19 protein-coding genes are annotated in these 20,900 nt (G+C 53.1%); 5 read left to right on the top strand and 14 right to left on the bottom strand.

Translation table 11 applies throughout. The annotated features are described in order from the left end of the window. Positions 1–5 precede the first annotated feature (5 nt). Positions 6–1,133, bottom strand: a complete 1,128-nt coding sequence (locus AC2FNE_RS06330; protein ID WP_170603772.1) for an aminotransferase class V-fold PLP-dependent enzyme — start codon at positions 1,131–1,133, stop codon at positions 6–8. A gap of 228 nt (positions 1,134–1,361) precedes the next feature. Here AC2FNE_RS06330 and hutC point away from each other — a divergent pair, with 228 nt between their 5' ends. Then, positions 1,362–2,063 (top strand): histidine utilization transcriptional repressor HutC, encoded by a 702-nt coding sequence (gene hutC, locus AC2FNE_RS06325; RefSeq protein ID WP_170475714.1) that lies wholly within the window; start codon positions 1,362–1,364, stop codon positions 2,061–2,063. Positions 2,064–2,069: 6 nt separating this feature from the next. Here hutC and AC2FNE_RS06320 read toward each other — a convergent pair whose 3' ends face one another. Then, positions 2,070–2,528 (bottom strand): Lrp/AsnC family transcriptional regulator, encoded by a 459-nt coding sequence (locus AC2FNE_RS06320; RefSeq protein ID WP_170603776.1) that lies wholly within the window; start codon positions 2,526–2,528, stop codon positions 2,070–2,072. Next, positions 2,525–2,980: an Lrp/AsnC family transcriptional regulator gene (locus AC2FNE_RS06315; RefSeq protein ID WP_170603777.1), complete on the bottom strand. Its 456-nt coding sequence runs from the start codon at positions 2,978–2,980 to the stop codon at positions 2,525–2,527. Before AC2FNE_RS06315 ends, AC2FNE_RS06320 begins: the two co-directional genes overlap by 4 nt. Positions 2,981–3,111: 131 nt before the next feature. Here AC2FNE_RS06315 and ilvC point away from each other — a divergent pair, with 131 nt between their 5' ends. Next, on the top strand, positions 3,112–4,134 hold the full coding sequence (gene ilvC / locus AC2FNE_RS06310) for a ketol-acid reductoisomerase (protein WP_170603779.1): 1,023 nt from the start codon (positions 3,112–3,114) through the stop codon (positions 4,132–4,134). Between the two features lie 44 nt (positions 4,135–4,178). On the opposite strand, the gene AC2FNE_RS06305 is transcribed toward ilvC, so the two are convergent. Beyond that, a complete protein-coding gene (locus AC2FNE_RS06305; RefSeq protein ID WP_496804975.1) occupies positions 4,179–4,634 on the bottom strand; it encodes an SRPBCC domain-containing protein in 456 nt (151 codons plus the stop codon). After that, on the bottom strand, positions 4,615–4,944 hold the full coding sequence (locus tag AC2FNE_RS06300) for an ArsR/SmtB family transcription factor (protein WP_496804974.1): 330 nt from the start codon (positions 4,942–4,944) through the stop codon (positions 4,615–4,617). The genes AC2FNE_RS06305 and AC2FNE_RS06300 overlap by 20 nt, the downstream gene beginning before the upstream one ends. A 79-nt stretch (positions 4,945–5,023) precedes the next feature. Here AC2FNE_RS06300 and AC2FNE_RS06295 point away from each other — a divergent pair, with 79 nt between their 5' ends. Then, complete coding sequence (locus AC2FNE_RS06295) at positions 5,024–5,926, top strand: DMT family transporter (protein WP_170603784.1); 903 nt, start codon at positions 5,024–5,026, stop codon at positions 5,924–5,926. On the opposite strand, the gene glmM is transcribed toward AC2FNE_RS06295, so the two are convergent. From glmM to AC2FNE_RS06255, 8 genes are all read right to left on the bottom strand, one after another. After that, positions 5,923–7,266 carry a phosphoglucosamine mutase gene (glmM, locus tag AC2FNE_RS06290; protein ID WP_170475726.1) on the bottom strand — a complete coding sequence of 448 codons (1,344 nt, stop codon included), beginning with the start codon at positions 7,264–7,266 and terminating at the stop codon, positions 5,923–5,925. The genes AC2FNE_RS06295 and glmM overlap by 4 nt on opposite strands. A 34-nt stretch (positions 7,267–7,300) precedes the next feature. After that, on the bottom strand, positions 7,301–8,299 hold the full coding sequence (gene folP / locus AC2FNE_RS06285; protein ID WP_170603785.1) for a dihydropteroate synthase: 999 nt from the start codon (positions 8,297–8,299) through the stop codon (positions 7,301–7,303). Further along, a complete protein-coding gene (locus AC2FNE_RS06280; protein ID WP_170603786.1) occupies positions 8,296–9,216 on the bottom strand; it encodes a dihydroneopterin aldolase in 921 nt (306 codons plus the stop codon). The genes folP and AC2FNE_RS06280 overlap by 4 nt, the downstream gene beginning before the upstream one ends. Before the next feature lie 99 nt (positions 9,217–9,315). Next, entirely contained in the window at positions 9,316–10,695 is a 1,380-nt protein-coding gene (locus AC2FNE_RS06275; RefSeq protein ID WP_496804973.1) for a multicopper oxidase family protein, read from the bottom strand. Positions 10,696–10,769: 74 nt separating this feature from the next. Further along, positions 10,770–11,411 (bottom strand): cell wall hydrolase, encoded by a 642-nt coding sequence (locus tag AC2FNE_RS06270; protein ID WP_170603788.1) that lies wholly within the window; start codon positions 11,409–11,411, stop codon positions 10,770–10,772. Between the two features lie 187 nt (positions 11,412–11,598). Next, positions 11,599–14,160: a putative PEP-binding protein gene (locus tag AC2FNE_RS06265; protein ID WP_496804972.1), complete on the bottom strand. Its 2,562-nt coding sequence runs from the start codon at positions 14,158–14,160 to the stop codon at positions 11,599–11,601. 67 nt (positions 14,161–14,227) lie between these two features. Continuing rightward, positions 14,228–16,447 (bottom strand): glycine--tRNA ligase subunit beta, encoded by a 2,220-nt coding sequence (glyS, locus tag AC2FNE_RS06260; protein WP_496804971.1) that lies wholly within the window; start codon positions 16,445–16,447, stop codon positions 14,228–14,230. A gap of 286 nt (positions 16,448–16,733) precedes the next feature. Beyond that, positions 16,734–17,258 carry a DUF6446 family protein gene (locus tag AC2FNE_RS06255; RefSeq protein WP_170475740.1) on the bottom strand — a complete coding sequence of 175 codons (525 nt, stop codon included), beginning with the start codon at positions 17,256–17,258 and terminating at the stop codon, positions 16,734–16,736. A gap of 91 nt (positions 17,259–17,349) precedes the next feature. Between AC2FNE_RS06255 and AC2FNE_RS06250 the strand changes: the two genes are divergently transcribed. After that, positions 17,350–17,982 carry a MarC family protein gene (locus tag AC2FNE_RS06250; protein ID WP_170603792.1) on the top strand — a complete coding sequence of 211 codons (633 nt, stop codon included), beginning with the start codon at positions 17,350–17,352 and terminating at the stop codon, positions 17,980–17,982. A gap of 8 nt (positions 17,983–17,990) precedes the next feature. Here AC2FNE_RS06250 and AC2FNE_RS06245 read toward each other — a convergent pair whose 3' ends face one another. After that, the gene (locus tag AC2FNE_RS06245) at positions 17,991–18,920 is read right to left on the bottom strand and encodes a glycine--tRNA ligase subunit alpha (protein WP_170475744.1); all 930 of its coding nucleotides are present in this window, start codon (positions 18,918–18,920) and stop codon (positions 17,991–17,993) included. 205 nt (positions 18,921–19,125) lie between these two features. Here AC2FNE_RS06245 and AC2FNE_RS06240 point away from each other — a divergent pair, with 205 nt between their 5' ends. Continuing rightward, on the top strand, positions 19,126–20,856 hold the full coding sequence (locus AC2FNE_RS06240) for a serine protease (protein WP_170603793.1): 1,731 nt from the start codon (positions 19,126–19,128) through the stop codon (positions 20,854–20,856). The last annotated feature ends 44 nt before the right edge of the window (positions 20,857–20,900 follow it).

Raw genomic sequence — 20,900 nt, 5'->3', positions numbered from 1 at the left:
AACGCTCACAAAACCCGATCCAGAACGCGCCGCAGGCGTTCTTTGGTTCTTTCCACATCATAAAGCTTATCCAACCCGAATAGGCCAAGACGGAATGTGCTAAACCCCTCAGGTTCATCACACTGCAACGGTACACCAGCAGCAATCTGTGTACCTAAAGCCGCAAATTTCTTGCCATTTTGCACCTCTGGGTCTGAGGTGTAACTGACCACGACTCCCGGAGCGCCGAAACCTTCAGCCGCGACTGAAACAACACCTTTTTCCTTGAGCATTTCACGAACACCGTCACCCAATGCCCATTGAGCCAAGCGCAATTTTTCAAATCCAAAATCGCGTGTCTCAATCATAGTATCGCGAAACCCCCGTAAAGAATCTGTGGGCATTGTCGCGTGATACGCGTGACCGCCGTTCTCATAGGCCTGCATGATCTGGCGCCATTTCTTCAGATCTATGGCGAAACTGTCGGACGTCGTTTCGGCAAGACGCGCTTCTGCCCGTTCGGACAGCATCACAAGACCGGCGCACGGCGTGGCGCTCCAACCTTTCTGAGGCGCGGAAATAAGCACGTCAACGCCAGTAGCCTTCATATCGACCCAAGCACAGCCTGACGCAATACAATCTAATACCATCAGCGCACCGACCTCATGGGCCGCTGCCGCCATTTCGGTCACATAGTCATCCGGCAAAATAACCCCTGCCGAAGTTTCAACATGCGGTGCAAAAACCATATCCGGACGTTGCTCGCGTATGGTCGAAACCACCTCGTCGATCGGGGCTGGCATAAAGGGCGAAGGGCTGGAATTTCCGGTCTGGCGCGCCTTGAGCACAGTCGCCTTGGCAGTCAACCCACCCGCTTCGAAAATCTGACTCCAACGGTAAGAAAACCAGCCATTGCGTACAACAACTACACTTGCACCTCGCGCGAATTGCCTTGCAACCGCCTCCATCCCGAAAGTTCCGCCGCCCGGAACCACTGCGATACCGTCAGCTTGATAAACCTCGCGTAGCATTGCCGAAATATCGCGCATTACCTGCTGAAAGCTGGCCGACATGTGATTTAGCGATCGATCAGTGAAAACAACTGAAAACTCTTCAAGGCCATCGGGGTCTACGGTTTCCAACAAAGCGGTCATGACACGTCCTTTCTAAATCTGCATCTTTTCTGCACCGTCCCGATACGTGGGTAAAGCCGGAATCGATTCTACTTTGATTGGCCAAAAACCCTCACCTCACGCTTTATTTACTTATCAATGTGAACAACTTAATACAGAAATGACGCTAACTAGTGTCACCTTCTCTTTACACCATGACGTGTTTCTGAACAGATAAGCTCACGTAGAACAAGAAGGACATTACAGCACGTGGCTTCACATAAGAGGATTAGTTTTCAAGTTGTAAGGGACGAAGTCAAAAGAAGGATCGAGTCACGCATATGGCCGCAGGGCTCGCTTTTGCCCACAGAAACCCAATTGGCCGAAGAATTCAATTGTGCACGGGCAACCGTGAACCGCGCACTTCGCGAGCTGGCTGATCAAGGGTTTGTCGAGCGTAAGCGAAAAAGCGGAACCCGGGTCACCAAGGAACCTCAAAGGCAAGCCAAACTAGAGATTTCACTGGCGCGGCAGGCAGTAGAAAAACAAAATTCAGTTTACCGCTATTCTTTAGTCGAACGAAACATTGTTTATAGTCCCGGTTGGCTCGCATCACAACTGGATGTCGAGCCGAACGCTCGGATTTTGCAGGTTGTTTGTATGCATTACGCTGACAACCGCCCGTTTCAACTGGAAGAACGATGGATAAACATCGAAACCGTTCCCGAAGTAGAGCACGCGGACTTAAACGTTCGCGGACCGAACGAATGGTTGCTGCATGCCGCCCCATTTACCGAGGCTGAAATATCGTTTTCGGCGATTTCGGCGGACGGTAGGTTGGCAGAGTTCATGGGCACAACAACTGGAACATCGATGATTCAGCTTGAACGTACAACTTGGAAAGACGGGCAGCCCATCACTTTTGCCCGAATGACTCATCATCCAAGCTATTGTATCCGGTCCAGGTATTGATTGGCCTTATCCGATTGGTCCAGCCAGGCGTTCTTCAGTCAGAAGAACGTTGGCTTCAACGTCTCCTGCCCCTGGCAAAGTCATGATTCTCCGCCTGAGGACACGTTCAAAATCAGATAAATCCCGCGCCACGACCCTTAAACGATAGTCATACAGGCCTAATACGTGCTCAACAGTCTGAACTTCGGGGATGGCGCTGACCGCGCGTTCAAAGTCCTCTAGGCTGACCTGACCCTTGCGCGCCAGTTTAACACCCAGAAAAACAGTGACACCGAAACCCAACGCCTCGGCGTTCAGACACAGTCGGCGCCCTCGCAGAACACCGGCATGTTCCAATCTGCGAATGCGCCGCCAAGTTGCTGGCTGAGAAAGACCAAACCGACGCCCCAACGCTCCGGCGCTTTGTGTGGCGTCCTGAGTCAAAGCACGCAAAATTTTGCGATCGATTTCATCCAATTCGATCATAGGGGAAGCGCTTCGTTGCGTTTGACCCTTGCTATGTGCATCAAGGCTTCGATATCTGCGATGTGTGGCAACGTCAGAATTCTGTCGCGATAAACCTTCTGGTAGTGTGACATTTCCCGCGCCAAAACCGACAGACGCACATCCACGCGCCCCAGGAACGTTTGGATTTCCATGACTTCAGGCACTTGACGCGCAGCTTCCAAGAACTCGTCGAAGGCGCGAGGTTGAGTTTTGTCCAGCGTAACCCGTAAAGAAACCTCGAGTGCAAATCCGAGCGCAGCCCAATCAATTACGGCTTCTTGCCCTAGAATTATCCCGGCAGCCTGCATCTTTTCCACCCGACGCCAGCAAACTCCCGAGCTGATGCCGCACCGCTCAGCCAGTTCAGCCGCCGATAAGCTCGGATCAGCCTGAAAATGGCGCAGTATCCGTCGGTCTAGATCATCCAGCATGATTTTTCCGATTTTTCTCGATTCAACGAATTAGTTTTCCTCATTTCCGTAAATACTTAACCCTGATCGGCTCGCCAATACAAAAATGCCCAGTTAAAAGCATCACAATGAAAATTGAAAGGACCGGTAAAATGCGTGTCTATTACGATCGCGACTGCGACATCAACCTGATCAAAGACAAAAAAGTGGCTATTCTGGGCTATGGCTCGCAGGGCCATGCCCACGCTCTTAACTTGCGTGACTCGGGTGCAAAAAACCTTGTCATCGCTCTGCGTGAGGGCTCGCCATCGGCCAAGAAAGCCCAAGCCGAAGGTCTTGAGGTTATGGGAATCGCCGAAGCAGCTGCATGGTGCGACGTCATAATGTTCACCATGCCCGACGAACTTCAGGCCGAAACCTACAAAAGATATGTGCACGACAACATCAAACCAGGCGCAGCCATTGCGTTCGCTCACGGCCTGAACGTGCATTTTGGTCTGATCGAGCCGAAAGAAGGCGTAGACGTCATCATGATGGCACCGAAAGGTCCCGGACACACCGTTCGTGGCGAATACACCAAGGGTGGCGGTGTTCCTTGCCTTGTGGCCGTCGACAATGACGCAACCGGCAAAGCGCTCGAAATCGGCCTGTCTTACTGTTCAGCCATTGGCGGCGGTCGTTCGGGCATCATCGAGACCAACTTCCGGGAAGAATGCGAAACCGACCTGTTTGGTGAGCAAGCAGTTTTGTGCGGCGGCTTGGTCGAACTGATCCGTTGCGGCTTTGAAACTCTGGTCGAAGCTGGCTATGCGCCCGAGATGGCTTATTTCGAGTGTCTGCACGAAGTAAAACTGATCGTTGACCTGATCTATGAAGGCGGCATCGCCAACATGGATTACTCGATTTCAAATACAGCGGAGTACGGACAGTACGTAACTGGCCCTCGTATCCTGCAATACGACGAGACCAAGGCACGTATGAAAGCCGTATTGGAAGACATTCAGCAAGGAAAGTTTGTTCGCGATTTCATGTTGGAAAACGCTGTTGGGCAACCAACCATCAAAGCGTCACGCCGGGCTAACGACGAACATATGATCGAAGAAACAGGCGCCAAATTGCGCGCAATGATGCCTTGGATCTCCGCCGGCAAAATGGTCGACAAAGAAAAGAACTAAACCCGAATTATTCAGCAAAAGGACGGCTTTGCAGGCCGTCCTTTTCACCTTTGAACCGCGCTTGCATAGCGTTCCCCGAATACAAAATCCCATCCGTTGTTATAGCCGTCCATTTTATCGGGTGCCTCAGCAGCCCAGATTTCCCAGCCCGAATGGGTCAGGGTGATCAACGAACAACCGCCGGCGTCTTCTTCGAACACCACCTCTACCCGTGTCGGTTTTGTCTTGTCCGTCCCGGGGTGCCAGCTGAAGGCCAGCCTGTGTCCTTGCTCGAATTCCAACACTCGCCCCCAATCCGCGCGCTCCCTATCCCATTTGGTTTCAAAGATCGCGCCGCCGACCTTTGGCTCAATCGTTACGGCCAGGGCGGGTTTTCCATCAGCAGCTGAAACTGCGTGCTTATCCAAGGGCCACCACTTTGCGATATGGTTAACAAAAACTTCGAAAGCGCGAACGGGTGTGGCGCTGACCATAACTGCCTTAACGATAGGGTCTGTCATTTTTTATCACGCTTCCTCGATCTACTTCAGAAGAAAAACTCTCCAGTAATTCAGACCAGTACTTATCAAGCCAAGCACGTATTTCCGCTAACCCTTCGGGACGGGCTGAATAGATTCGCCGCGTTCCTTCCGGCCGGCAGATCACCAAGCCTGCATCGGAGAGAACTTTCAAATGCTGAGATACAGCCGGACGACTTACAGGCAGAAAATTCGACAACTCGCCTACGGCATACGGATGTTTTGCGATTGCTTCAAACACCCGACGCCGGGTCGGATCGGCAAGCGCTACAAATGGATCTATGTTAGCCATGACTTACCGTAAGTAGACACTAACATAATGTCAATGTCAGACCAGTGACATCCCCTTTACTGCAGGATAATGGGAGGGAATGGTCAAAAAATCCGAATACCGCAACTGGGGCGGCGTCATCGCACTCGGCCTCATTTGGGGGGGCACTTTCATGGTGGTGGCAATGGCGTTAGAGGGGTACGGCCCGCTCACTGTTGCAACCTCACGCACTACGCTCGGTGCAGTCACCTTGCTGATCATGATGTGGATCACCAAGCGAAAAATACCGACAGGGGGCCGAAATCTATGGCGGTCGATTATCGTGATCGGCATTCTGTCGACTGCCCTGCCCTTTATGTTGCTCAGCTGGGGGCAGCAATTTGTGTCATCGGCATTTGCTGGCCTTTCCATGGCCGCAATACCCTTGATGGTTTTGCCGCTCGCACATTTCTTTTCCGATGAGCCGTTGAACTTGCGTCGGTTTGTTGGCGTATTGGTGGGATTTTCCGGCGCTCTGGTCCTGATCGGACCGGGACTAGTGCAACTCGGTAAGGGTACGGAACCATTGGCGCAGTTGGCTTGTATTGGAGCCGCTTTATGCTTTGCCTGCGCATCGATCTTCACCCGTCGTTGCCCACCAATTGATCCTGTTGTCTTGTCGGCCCTATCGTTGGTTGTTGGTTCTATCGCGTTGTTACCGTTAATGCTGTTGGTCGAAGGCCTCCCTTCCTGGCATGGAAGCATACCCAGTACCGCTATAATCCTACTGGGATTGGTTCCTACCGCGTTTGCGACACTGCTGCGCGTGTCGATCATCCGAAGCGCTGGTTCCGTATTCATGACCCTGGTGAATTACCAAGTGCCTATCTGGTCGATGGTCTTTGGCTCATGGATTCTGTCCGAAGCCTTGCCTCTAAGATTCTACATAGCTTTGGCGATGATTCTTGTTGGTTTGGCTATTAGCCAATGGTTCAGTTTGCGAAAATTGCTAATTGGACGCTAAACGGCCGCTGCTTCAACTTCGGCAACGATCCCGTCGACCACTTGCATTAACAATGCCGCATCTTCGCATTCCGCCATTACGCGAACCAATGGCTCGGTTCCAGATTTGCGGATCAATAGCCGCCCCTGCCCGCTCAGACGAGCTTCGGCATCTACAATAGCGGCCTTTACGCTTGCTGCCTCTAGCGGCAACTGCCCAGCTTGGTAGCGAACATTTTTAAGCAATTGCGGCACAGTCTCGAACTGCCGCGCCAGTTCTGAAGCTTTGCGTCCAGTCAACACCATCTCTGCAAGGAAGTGCAATCCGGCCATCAAACCGTCACCTGTAGTGGCGTAATCGCTCATCACAATGTGTCCAGATTGCTCACCACCCAGATTAAATCCGCCTTCACGCATCCGTTCGACGACATAGCGATCGCCCACTGCAGTCCGCTCCAACCGCAAACCCTGTGTCGCCAAATGCCGTTCCAGCCCAAGATTCGACATGACCGTCGCGACCAACGCACCACCCTTCAATTGATCAGCGCGCGACCAAGCCCCTGCTAACAGAGCCATAATCTGATCCCCGTCAGCGACTTTGCCGGTCTCGTCGATCATGACAACACGATCAGCATCGCCATCGAGGCAGATGCCAACATCTGCGCCGTGGGCTACCACAGTCTCTGCAGCAACCCGTGGGTTGGTTGATCCACAGTCCTGATTGATGTTTTTTCCATTGGGAGAAACACCCACAGGAATAACTTCGGCACCAAGTTCCCAAAGTACCTCGGGCGCGGTTCGGTGAGCTGCACCATTGGCACAGTCGATTACCACCTTCAAACCGTCCAACCTGACCTGACGCGGAAGTGACGACTTCACACGTTCGCCATAGCGGAAACGGGCGTCGTCCACCCGTCGCGCACGGCCAATATTCTGCGCCTGTGCCGGACTGACACCTGCTTCGATCAACTGTTCTATTTCGAGTTCAGCGTGATCCGACAACTTGAAACCATCGGGCCCAAAGAATTTGATTCCGTTATCTTCGGCCGGATTGTGACTGGCCGAAATCATAACCCCAAGATCTGCCCGCATTGAGCTGGTCATCAGTCCAACCGCTGGAGTCGGGACCGGGCCCAGCAGCAAAACATTCATCCCAGTCGACGTAAGCCCGGCCGTCAAAGCGTTTTCCAGCATATAGCCAGACAGCCGCGTGTCCTTGCCGATTACAACGCGATGCTCGCTTGACGCATCTCGGCGGAAATATCGCCCGACAGCCGCGCCAATGCGCAATACCATTTCAGCCGTCATGGGGTATGTATTTGCGGTGCCCCGCACCCCGTCGGTTCCGAAAAGCTTGCGCACTGATAAATCTCCTGACTTTCTTTTTTTACCCAGATTATCGGACCGCTGCCCACAGACGCAAGGCCTGAGAGGTCTCTGCCACATCGTGGACACGCACTATCTGCACGCCCTGTGAAAGTGCCGAAAGTGCTACGGCTATAGATCCGGGTGCCCGAGCATTCTTGCGTGGCTCCTGCCCGATCTGCCCTATGAATCCCTTGCGAGACGCGCCCAAAAGGATAGGGCAACCCAGACTGTGAAATAGACTTAGATTTTTTATCAAGATCAGATTGTGCTCAACAGTCTTGCCAAATCCTATGCCCGGATCGACGATTACAAGATCGCGCGATAATCCTGCGGCAGTCAGCTTTGCAACCTGCCCTTTCAAAAAGTCAAAAACATCCAGCAATACATTGTTATATTGTGGATTTTCTTGCATCGATCCTGGATCTCCCTGCATATGCATGACGCAGACCGGAACGTTTTTCTCTGCGCAAAACGGCGCAAGTTTCGGATCAAATGTGAAGCCCGAGACATCATTAATCAAGTTAGCTCCGGCCTCAAGCGCAGCCCGCGCTACCTTGCTCTTTCGAGTGTCGATCGAAATCGCCGCATCCGTTTCCGCCCTTAACGCCTGGATCAAGGGCTGCGTCCTTGCGATTTCCTCGTCTTCGGGAACCAAGTCGGCTCCGGGTCGCGTGGATTCCCCGCCGATATCTAAGATGCTGGCGCCATTGGCAAACATGCTGCGAGCCGCAGAAAGTGCAGTCTCAACCGAATTGTGCAGCCCTCCGTCAGAGAAACTGTCCGGAGTGGCGTTCAGGATGCCCATTATTTGCGGTTCAGACATGTCCAATCCCATTACGATCTGCCGCGGATCAGAAATGCGTCGGAGCACATCCTCCGGAATCTCTTGCACAGTGACAATTTGGGCTGGAGCGCCACGCGTCAAACGTTCTGCATGTGTAAACCACTTGCTCTGGCCGGCCAGAGGCGCTGAACCTTCCGGCCGAATGGGACCGTGCTGCACCAAAGGTCTGTAGTATTCTGTCACAGCTCGACTTGCTCTAGGGGAATTGCGCGTAGCGGTGTTTTTGGAGCTTCAGGAAGCTCTCCACCGATCACCAGCATTTCGCTGGCTTCAAACGTCGCGGCAAACCATGCAGCCAGTGCCACTGCATCCGAAGGCGCGGCCGATGGCCCATCAACAGCATCCAGAACAATCTTTGATGGGGCCCAGACGCAGATTTGACCGTTTTTCATCGCCCAATCCAATTCCGTACGCGTCGATACCACAACGCAGCGGTGGTCCCGCGCCGCCAGTACCCACGCATTCTGTTCGATAGCCAACAGATCGATCCGGCGCTGTGTCATTGCATGGCCAGTTTCAGGGACGGGTAAATGGGAAGCGCCGACGCACAAAATTAGGGGACGTTGGCGGTTTTGCAATTGATCAATCCAACCTGTCAGGTTTTCAGATTCAATTGCTGCATTGGAAAGAAATACTAAGCGCGGATGTGGGCGTTCTTCCTCTGTAACGTCATGATGAAGTGCACCTTTGCCTCGAACAATTTCAACGCCCAACGCACCGGGACCGCGATCTAATTTTTCTATTCTGACAAAAGCCCTTACCGCCTGAGGCTCAAGCAAAACACGTTCGGCAACGCGATCGGCCAGTGTTTCCAGAAGGTTCAGCCTTTCCGCCGCAAGTTCAAATGCGATAGCCTCAGTCACTCGGTCATACGATAATATTCGATCAACATCATCATCAATCGAATCCGTTAGCGGACGGACTTCAACAACAATGTTGAAGCAGATGCGCTGGGTCGTGCCCCGCTCGGACTGAAAGGCACCTATCTCGACGTCCACGATATGATCGCGTAATGAAATACGATCCAGTGGCCCAAGCGCCGCTGTTGCTTCGGACCGTTCAGACGGGTGTGCAAAAGCAAGACGGATTTCAGAACTCATTGGTCAGGCCCTTTGCCATCAAGTACTTGTCGCCCAGTCTAGGCGCTCTTGCGGCCTATACCACTACGACAAACGCCATTCTACCCGCTGAATGCGGCGTCAAGCTACGCGAAACCAGCTCATCATTCCTGAGGCCGCGTGACCCAACATGTGGCAATGCAGCAGCCAATCGCCGGGGTTGTCCGCCATTAGAACAATTTGCTGGGTCTGGCCCCTATCAACCAGTACGGTATCGCGCCACGGCCCAAGGCTGCCATCCCCGTCGACCAACCTGAAGTGGTGTCCATGCAAATGCATCGCATGGGGGAAAGCGGTCTCATTTACAAACTCAATACGGTGGATGCTGTCCACTGAAGTTTTCAAAAACGGCTCAGCAGGGCGCTCAGCCTCTCCATTCAAAGCCCAAAAACGCCCGAGTTGAGCCAATTCTCGGCCCGTTAACTCTGTTTCACCGATCCGTGCGTTTTCTAACCAGCGCATTGCTCCGCCCTGAAGAACCATTCTGTGCAAAGGGGCGCTTTGAAAAGACGATACGTCTGGCAACCGATTGGGCGGCAGAGGGTTCGGCGCGGGCCTGACGGTTGCAGAGATTTCACCGCTCACTGCAAACTTTGCCAATCCGAAAGCACCATCCCGTTCCACGCTCACAAGGCTGGCTGTTTCTTCTGATACAGCATCAACGTCAACCAACAGGTCGGCGCGTTGCGCAGGAGCAAGAGGAAAAGATTCGGAAATTGGAACCGGATTTTCCAGCGGCATTCCATCAAGCGCCACGATCCATCCATTCAAACCCTGAATTCCAACGTAAAATATCCGGGCGTTGGCAGCGTTAATCAGACGCAACCTTAAGCGTTCATTGCGTTTGACTGGAATTGTAGGATCAAAGGACCCATTGACCGAGATGAGGTTCCCGATCCGACCTGCATGGCTGAGATCGTGCCCATTTTTTTGGAAATCATCAGCGATCTGTGCTGTTTCGGGATCAATCCGCCAATCATCCAGCATCAGAACCAAGTCCTGATCTACATCAGGAGCATCAGCCTCTTGCACGATCAGCGGACCATACAGCCCCCTCGCCACCTGTTCAACCGACCGATTATGCGCGTGATACCAATAAGTTCCGGCATCTGGCACCACAAAATCATATTCAAAGCTTCCCCCCGCAGGGATTGCTTCTTGTGTGACGCCGGGCACTCCATCCATTGCATTGTCGATGCGAATTCCGTGCCAGTGGACAGAAGTCGGAACGGACAATTGGTTGTCCACCATACGTTGAACACGCGCACCCTGCTCGACCCGAATTGCTGTGCCGGGAACCGAGCCTCCAAAGCTCCAGACCCTTGTCTTGTCGAAACCTTCAGGTGCCAGTTGCTGAATGGTTTCGCTTGCGACCATCACATGATTTGAAGCGCGCGCTGCCAGTGGCAGCAAAGTCAGAGCCGCAGCCGATTTCAAGATTTGTCTTCTGTTAAACAGCATTATGGGCCTCCCCGGCCCACAATATAGTCTGAACATTGTATTACCGCACCAAGCTTCCAGCGCAGGAGCGACAATCAGTTGCTCGCAGTGCGGTAGTTGTGGCGATAAAAGATGTGCACGCCAATCCGTGCCGTCTCTTTGTAAACCCGCGACCACGAAGGTCGAACCGATTTAGTATGGTAGTGAGTGGCGCCAGACGTCATCTCTTCTGCAACGCCATCGATTGCGGCGCGTGCTACCTTGGCGACGCGTTCGTACGCTCTCTTTTCGTGGAAAACTTCTTTCTTACCGTCGCAAGTATAGGTGAACTGGCACTGGTATTTGCGCCCTGTACCCTGATTAATCACTCCGCAAAGCGAGTTCGGAAATCGCGTACTGTCCACACGGTTCAGGATCACTTCGGCTACGGCAAACTGACCACGGATGCTTTCCCCCCGTGCCTCGAAATACAAAGCCTCGGCCAAACAACGAAAATGCTCGTCGCCTGATGCCTTCGGCTGTTGATCCAGCCAAGCCTTTGTGTAAGAAATTTCAACCGGTTCTGGCGCTTTTCTAGGCTTAAAAATTTTCAAATAATCGCGAAAACTTTCAGACGGCAATTCGTTCCGGGAAACTAGTTCTCTCTTCGTCGTTTCAACACTCTGCCTATCGGCAGACGACATAATCGGCAGCACGGTTGCCACCATTGCGGCAGCAACCACTATGTAACGTCTCATCAGATAACCTCGCACAGGCACTTAACGCGCCATACCCTCCCCCGGCGGGCGCGACGAGGCTGATACCTTACCCAGCGGCAAAGGTCCAGTTTTTTGAAAATCACAAGAGGAATCTCGCCCGGGCCGCCAAATTAATCTGGCCACCACCCTATCTCGCAACCACTATTTCTAGGGGTTTTAATCTATGTCAACCCCCAAGTTTGGAGGAAATTGCCAGTTGAGCGGCAGACAGCCGAGCGACGGGCACGCGGAATGGAGAGCACGACACGTAATCAAACCCAAGGTCACGGCAAATAGCGATTGATTCGGGGTTGCCGCCGTGTTCCCCGCACACCGAAAGCGTTATCTCGGGCTGCGCTTCGCGTCCGCGCTCAGCCCCTAATTTTAACAACTCTCCTACCCCCTCGGCGTCCAGAACATGAAATGGATCTTCGTTGAAGACGCCAAGTTTAACGTATGCCGACATAAACCGTCCTGCGTCGTCGCGCGACAATCCGTAGGTCATTTGCGTAAGGTCATTGGTTCCAAAACTGAGAAAAGCGGAGTGCGCTGCAATTTCACCTGCCCGCATACATGCGCGTGGCGTTTCGACCATTACACCCAGTCGATAATCGATCTCTTGCCCTTGCTCCGACGAGACTTCGGCCGCGACAGCGTCAATTCGGGCCTTGACCAGTTCTACTTCTCGCTTGGCGGAAACCAGCGGAATCATCACTTCGGGAACAACTGGCGCTCCATCCTTGCTGGCCTCTAGAGTAGCTTCAAATATCGCCCGAGCCTGCATGTCATAGATCTCCGGCACAGTAACGCCCAAGCGAACACCGCGCAGCCCTAGCATCGGGTTGTATTCGCTCATCGCATCCACGCGCCGCTCCACATCCGAAACCGGCAAATCCAATGCCTCGGCCAACTCGCGTTGACCGCTACGCGTCGTAGGAAGAAACTCATGTAACGGCGGATCAAATAAACGGATGCAGACTGGCTGCCCTTCCATTATCCGGAACAGTTGAACAAAATCCTGCCGTTGCATTGGCAGCAAACGTTCAAGCACGGCAGCGCGGCCAGACGATGTCTGAGCAAAGATCATTTCGCGCATAACGGTCAGTCGACCGGGATCGAAGAACATGTGTTCTGTTCGGCACAAGCCAATGCCTTGAGCCTCAAAATTGCGCGCGGTCTGAGCGTCAGCGGGGGTATCGGCATTTGCTCGGATCGCAATATCGCGTTCTGCATCAGCCCATGACATAAGCGTCTGGAAACAATCATCTAACGCCGCCTCAAGCATAGCAGGCTGCCCAGCCAAAACCTGTCCGGATGTCCCATCAATCGTGAGAATATCGCCGGTTTTGAAAACTCGCCCGTTCGGCGCAGTCAGAGTTTTCAACTTAGTTTGAAAACGCATTCCTGAGGCTCCCACTATACAGGGAAGGCCCAGGCCGCGACCAATAACAGCGGCATGGCTCGTCATGCCGCCCTTTTCTGTTAGAACAGCAACGGAGGCATGCATGCCTCGGACGTCTTCAGGGGACGTCTCACGTCGCACCAGAATGCAGGGTTCGCCCCTGGCTGCACTAGCCTGGGCTTCGGCGGCAGTAAAAACCAAACTCCCAGTTGCAGCCCCCGGGCTTGCAGCAATACCAGTTGTCAGCACATCCCTCCGAGCGTCAGGATGAACTTGACGGTGGAGCAATTCGTTCAATGAATGCGGATCGATACGCATTACCGCTTCTTGCCTTGGGATAACACCGTCTTCGGCAAGACGAACTGCTATGCGCATTGCAGCACGCGAGCCACGCTGCACACGAACACCATCAAGAATATGAACATGGCCGTTTTCAATGACGAATTCGACCTGCATCTCTTCTCGAAGCTTCTCACGCATCAGTGCAGCGTGCGCCTTTAGTTCGGCGAAGGCTTTTGGCGCAAGATCTTCAAGTGACTGGCCGCGCGGATCCTTTTCAAGATATAAGGCGGACACCCCTTCACCCAGCGCATCGCGCCCTTGGCTCTGGCTCAGATACCGTCCGGTGATCTGCTGCAAACCGGTTGCAGGATCAACCAGTTGTAAAACACCCGATCCGCATTCACCCTGCCCAACACCTGGGATCATTTCCTGGATAACCAATCCCAATCCTGCATCGGCAGGAGCCCCTTTAGCTTGACGAAGAAGGCGAGCAGACGTCCCATCCCATGCACGAGCCATGGATCTGAGCACTGCGATCAGCTGCTCGCCGCGGTCTTGTGGGAAAGCTTCGTCCGTTTCGTCTTCGTAAGCGCGAAGGCTCAGACTCAACCCTTCGCGACCGTCTGCATCAATATCATCAAAGACATCCGGGTCGAGTCTGGCGACGTGCGTCGCGTAGCTTTGCACAAACCGCAAAAACAACGCCGCAGCGGCATCGGCACCCATATCAGCAGACAAATCCAAATAACTTGCGTCATTCATGCCGATGTTGAGAACAGCACCGGGACCGCCCCAATCAGGGTCCTCCGAGCTGGGGCGAACGCACAGCAAAGCCGATGTATCGAACTGATCTAAAATTGCGGCGATATCCGGCATCTGGCCCTTTGCGATCTTTTGCACCGCATCAAAGGACAAAGCCACCGTGCGAGGCACCGGCAGGTTCAACCGAACAAGTCGTTGCAAACACTTAGCGCGCCCACCATGAGTGCTCGCAGCCACCGGGGCGTCGGTCGTTATCAGTGTTGTATGCGGATTATTCTGCACTGCAGCACCTCGTGGTTCCACCGCAGCATAGGCACCTGCGCCCGTCGTGCAAGGAAGTTCTAGTCTACAAGACCTTGTGGCCCGGTCATTATCCTTCGATCCGGGTCAGATCGGCGACCGATGAACAGACCTGGCGGATTTGATTAAGCAGGTTCAGACGATTGCGGCGCAAGATGTCATTGTCGGTGTTAACCTGAACATCCTCAAAAAACGCGTCGACCGGTGCCCGCAAAGACGCCATTGCCGACATTGCCGCTGGGAAGTCCTCTGATTTCAATGCCTGGTCGATATTCGTTTTTGTGGTGTCCAAAGCATCGAACAACGCTTTTTCGCTGTCCGTTTCTGCAAACTTAATGTCCGCACCATAGGAATATTCAACCCCATCCTTTTCTTCGGCCTGGGCCAGGATGTTATTGGCCCGTTTGAAACCCTGAACAAGGTTTTCGCCGTCCTCTGTCTCAATCACAGCGTTCAAAGCGCGCGCACGTTTGACCAGCAGGGTCAAATCGTCGTTGCCATCCATGGCGATGCAGGCGTCGATGATGTCGTGCCTGATACCTTCTTCACGCAGAAAAACCTTGAGCCGGTCATGGAAGAAATCAAGGAGGTCATCCGAAGCGTCGGGTACTTTTTTTTCAAGCTTGAGGAAATCGGAGTTGGGAATTTCGCCGATCTTCTCTTTTACGGCCTGAAATGCCGCGCCAAAAACACCGTGGTCTGCGATTTCGTCCAACAAATGCTCAACATTCTCGCGCGGTAAAGCGTTATTTGCTGCGCTTTCAGCCCTCACCAACTGGCTGTCAAAAAAACGATCCAGCGGGAGGCGCAAATCATTGCTGAGTACCAAACGAATAACGCCAAGTGCCGCGCGACGAAGGGCAAACGGGTCTTTTGAACCAGTCGGTTTCTCGTCAATCGCCCAAAAACCTGCCAGCGTGTCCAGCTTGTCTGCCAGCGCTACAGTCACCGACAAAGCCGAGGTTGGCACATCATCGGACGGTCCAAGCGGCGAGTAATGCTCTTGCGCGACAGCAGCTACAGAGGCGTCTTCCCCCGCTGCTTTGATGTAGTAGCGCCCCATAAGTCCTTGAAGTTCGGGAAACTCGTACACCATCTCCGAGCTCAAGTCAGCCTTAGCCAAGCGTGCAGCTTTTTCGGATAAATCGGCATCCACCCCTGTTGTGGGTGCCAATTCGCGGGCAAGAGAAGCGATGCGCTGAATCCGCTGGGCCTGTGTTCCAAGTTTGTTGTGGAAAGTCACATTCTCAAGCGCACGCGTCCAGTGGGTAATGTCCGATTCGGCAACTCGTAGGTCATTATCCCAAAAGAACTTCGCGTCCGCCAAACGAGCCGACAACACCTTTTGGTTTCCGGCCAATATTGTGGCCCCATTGTCCGCCGTTTCACGATTGGCAACCGTCATGAAACGCTCGATTCTTTCAGTCCTTGGGTTTCGGACCGAAAAGAACTTTTGATGCTCTTTCATCGATGTCTGCAAAACTTCCGGAGGAAGATCGAGGAACTCGGCATCGATCTGACCCATCAAAACAACGGGCCATTCCACCAGTCCGGCAACTTCAGCAAGAAGACCCTTATCCTCGACCACGTCCAATCCGGCCGCAAAAGCTAGGTTCTGCGCATCATTCCAGATATGTTCAGCGCGTTCTTCGGGCGCAAGCATCACGTAGGATCGCTTTAGTTTCTCCGCGTAATCCTCGAAAGAGTTTACGGAAAAACGACCAGGGGCCATGAAACGGTGGCCTTCTGTCGTATCTCCGGCCGGGATACCCTCGACCATCATTGGAACAACCTGTGCGCCGCTTTCATCCGACAGAATACAAAGAATTGAGTGCAAGGGACGAACCCAACGCAATCCGCCGTTGCCCCATCGCATCGATTTCGGCCAGGGAAAATTGCGTATCGTTGCCTCTAAAACCTCGGCTACGATTTCGGCGGCTGGACGCCCGGTTTTTTCGATCACGGCAAAATACACCGCGCCTTTGGGTGTATCGCGTTCCTCCAATTGATCCCGGGTTAAACCTGCCCCGCGTAGAAACCCTTCTATCGCTTTATCCGGGGCGCCAACTTTCGGACCTTTACGTTCTTCGCGGATTGTTGGGCTCTCCGCCAAAACCCCTTCGACCGCCAGAGCCAGACGGCGAGGTGTGGTAAGTACGACTGCTGATGAATACGTCAAACCTGCTTCGACCAAACCGCTGGTAATCCGCTTTTTCAAGTCTTCGCCAGCGCGGGCCTGCATGCGCGCGGGAATTTCCTCGGAAAACAGTTCAATCAGCAGGTCAGGCATTTTCAGTCCTTAGAAATTGGCGATTGTCAGGATGACTATGTTAATTGTGATATCCACAATGAAGGCGGATACAAGGCCGGGCACTATAAAGGCAATAGGTGATAGGCCACATAGCCCGAAGACAAGTTTCATATTTTCGATCAACTGCTTTTTGGAAGACCTACGGCATCCAAATTATTAGCTTGAGGTTGAGTTTGCGACACCGTCCAGAAATGATGTACTTGGCACCAGTGTCAAACGCGACGAAAAACTGAAAATCTAAAAGATCTCTTGGTAAAACATACCATCAATCATTTGCTCGCGGCGGGCATTCCTCGCCGACTACAGTCCCATCGTACGCCTTTTCCCCGCAATTGTTCAGGGAGTGCCAAGCAAACCCCTTACCTTCATTAGTCACTGCCACGATTCGATCCACACCGAAATGGACGTTTTTAATCCCCATAAATGCTTGTGCTTCCCCGGATTTCAACGCATCAGCCAAAGCCAGAGCATCGTAGCATTCGAACCATCCCGGCGCCGTTAGCGGCTCGGCCTTCGGTACGACAATATAATCGTCCTGCATATTGTACGGCCTCAGCTCAGTTTCAAAGCAAGCACGGTAACGAATAGGAGAACTGTCCGCATCTATCGCCTCAAAATCGGTATACGGGATAGGCGAAGGAGCGTCCGCGCCACTTTCCAGTAGGACAACATCCTGCCCGGGCTCAGCCTCTACATCATAGTAAAACCCGTAAATCTGAAGGTAATACATGCCCACTCCAGCCACTACCGCCGAAATCAAAAGAAGAATGGCAAGCAGTTTTCCAGTCATCGTAAAAACCTCCTGCTCACGATGCCTCTTTCCAGAATGCTGAAAATAGGACAGGTTTCGTTCCAGAACAGGGCCACACGAGATTATAGGAATGGATACAACCCTTGCCGTCGGATTTTTCGGCGCGCTGTTTGCGATTATGAACCCGGTCACCAATTTGCCTGTGTATCTGAGTGTGACCGATGGCCTGCAACCGGCCGAGCAACGGAAAGTCGCTATAAAAACAATTACCTGTTGCCTTGTCCTTGGCGGAACATTTGCCGCCATCGGTAATCAGGCGCTCGGCCTGTTCGGGATCAGTGTGGATGATCTGCGTGTCGCAGGGGGATTGGTCGTCCTTATGATTGGCCTGAATATGCTGAATGGAACCCAGAGTACCTCGCACCACGGAACAGAAGGTGAAAGGCAATCCTACCCTGAGCCGGAAACCGTGGCTTTCTATCCGCTGGCCTTTCCTATTTTGGTTGGGCCGGGAACGATTACAACCTTGATCCTGTACGCACATCACATCAAAAATGCGACAGATATTATTGTTTATGCAAGCGTTTTCCTGATTGTTCTTCTTTTGCTTTTTGTGACGTTCTGGAACGCGTCGACGCTTGCCAAACATCTTTCGGTACATGCCCGGGTGATAATGAGCCGTTTCATGGGGATGATCCTGTCGGCTATTGCCATTGGAATGATCGCCGCGGGTCTCAAAGTATTGTTGCCTGGATTGGCTTGACTGGCGCATTAGACGGCGTGCCCGGCGGCCTCTGTCATGACAAAAGCATCTGCGCATTGTTTGGCCAATGCACGTACTCGGCCAATATACGCCTGCCGTTCCGTCACCGAGATGACACCGCGCGCGTCCAGCAGATTGAAGATGTGGCTGGCCTTGATGCATTGATCATAGGCGGGATGCGCCATGATAATGCGCTTTCCAGTCTTGGGGTCTTTATGCTCCTGCGCCAAAATGGCCGCACATTCGGCCTCGGCCTCTTCAAATTGGCGCAACAGAACATCGGTGTTAGCCACGTCGAAGTTCCAGCGGGCATATTCTTCTTCTGTTTGCTTGAAAATTTCGCCGTAAGTCAACGGGCTAGGCGACTGCGGGTCGTTAAAAGGCATATCCATCACGTGGTCTATACCAAGCACATACATCGCAAGCCTTTCGAGTCCATAAGTCAATTCGCCCGAGACGGGTGCGCAGTCGTGGCCTCCAACTTGCTGGAAATAAGTGAATTGGCTGACTTCCATACCGTCACACCAAACCTCCCAACCAAGGCCCCAGGCGCCCAGAGTGGGACTTTCCCAATCATCTTCGACAAAACGGATGTCGTGCAATTCCATATCAATACCAATCGCCTGCAATGAGCCAAGGTAAAGATCCTGCAGGTCCGGAGGGCTGGGTTTAATCAAAACTTGGTACTGATAGTAGTGCTGCAGACGGTTTGGGTTCTCGCCGTAACGCCCGTCGGTCGGGCGTCTGGAGGGTTGAACATACGCAGCCGCCCATGCCTTTGAACCCAATGCACGCAAGGTAGTCGCGGGGTGGAATGTCCCTGCCCCAACTTCCATGTCGTAAGGTTGCAAAATAGCACAGCCTTTGGACGCCCAATAGGTCTGCAGCCGCAGAATTATTTCTTGAAATGAACGTGGTGCGCTGGACGGTTCAGTCATGGACTTCCTTTTTTGGCGCCTACGCGCCTAGTTCAGGTATGTTTCGCCTTTCCTATGCAAGGGGTAAAGGGGCGTCAACGGTCCAATAACCTCAGGATGTCACTGTGCCGCCACATTGAAATTTCCCCTCAATAGAGGCATGGCGTTTACCATTGGGAATCGCATAGTCTGGCGTCCAAATCAAAGGCAGCAAAACGGGCAGAAGATGACACGAATAGTTTCGGCAATATTTTTGGTTTTGCTTTTTGGACTGCGGGCAGCAAATGCCCAGCAGGATTTGGGTGTTTGGGTGCAAGTGGAGGCACAGCCATCCTTGCGCGACGCGCAGGAAAGGGCTCAAGTCTACTCCCGCTCTTTGCCTGACGTGAACGGATTTCGCCTCAATAGTGGCTGGTATGCTATTGTGATTGGGCCGTATTTACGATCTGACGCCGAGCAAGTTTTAAGTGTCTACCGAGCGGAAGGTCAAATTCCCGCAGACAGCTACATCGCAGTTTCGAATTCGTTTGCTCAGCAGTTTTGGCCGATTGGCGCAAACGTACTGAACCGTGGAACTGTTGCAACGCCCGTTGAGCCAAGTGAACGAATACAGGAAAACGCAACGCTTCAGCCTTCACAGGAGACCAGATCGCAAGCCCTTAGAGGAGAGCGTCTTCTGACTGAACAAGAGCGCAAAGACCTGCAGATGGCGCTGCAAGCGTCCGGTTTTTACAACGCCACCATCGATGGTGCGTTTGGAGTTGGCACGCGGCGTTCTATGCAAGAATGGCAAAGGTTCAATGGTTACGAACCTACGGGCGTTCTGACCACCCTTCAACGAAAGGCTCTAATGGATGCATACAACGCGCCGTTGGATAGCGTCGGAATGGGCAAATACACGGACGCGCGCGCAGGAATCGAGCTGGACCTACCTCTGAACGTTATGGCGTTCGACCGATACCAGGCACCCTTTGTCCATTTCAAACCGGCCTCGGATCTTAATGCCAAGGCAATGTTAATAAGCCAGAAAGGTACCCCAGCCACCCTGAGGGCCTTGTATGACGTAATGCAGTCTCTTGAGATCGTGCCACTTGGTGGACCTCGCGAGTTGCGCGGCAACAGCTTTTCGATCGAAGGACGCGGAAAAGGAATAATCTCTTATACCCAGGCGACGTTGGAAAACGGCAATATCAAGGGTTTTACGCTGATTTGGCCCGAAGGCGATGACGCCAGACGCGTGCGGGTTTTAGCCGCAATTCGAAACAGCTTTAACGTCACCAACGCTGTTCTGGATGACGGTGCAGGTGCGGAAGCAGAACAAAGTATTGACCTGGTTTCAGGCCTGCGAATCCGCAAGCCCCGCCTTTCTAGATCAGGTTTTTTTGCTGACCCTAATGGTTCGATCTTGACCGTGTCTGAGGTCGCGGCCGGTTGCTCACGTATAACTCTGGAGGGTGATCAAAACGTTCAAGTCGCTTGGTCCGACACCGACTTGGGCGTCGCAGTTCTGCGACCAACACAAACACTGGCCCCTATCAGCGTCGCCGAACTCAACCCGTCCAAGCCTCGTATTCAATCGAACGTGGCGGTTTCCGGTTTCTCTTATGAGGGCGCATTGGGTGCACCAACGCTGACTTTTGGACAAATTGCCGACATACGAGGCCTGAACGGAGAAGAAGGCGTCAAGCGTCTGGACCTTTCAGCACTTCCGGGCGACGCCGGGGGACCCGTATTCGACGATAGTGGAAATGTTGTCGGAATGCTTATGCCGTCTCCATCCAGCGATCGAACACTGCCACAGAGTGTTAGTTTGGCGGCCAACGTTGAACGCCTCACGGAAGTTCTTGCAAAGGCCGGTGTCGCAGGACAGCCCGGTCAAAACACCGGGCAAATATCACCTGGAGAGCTTAGCCGCCGCGCAAACGGCATGACCGTTTTGATCCACTGCTGGGATTGAAGCCAAATCGTAAAGTGGCGCTGCCCAATGGCGGCGCCTGAACT

It is taken from the genome of Ruegeria sp. YKSD179 (assembly GCF_059612885.1).
This window is presented reverse-complemented; position numbering and strand designations above follow the sequence as displayed.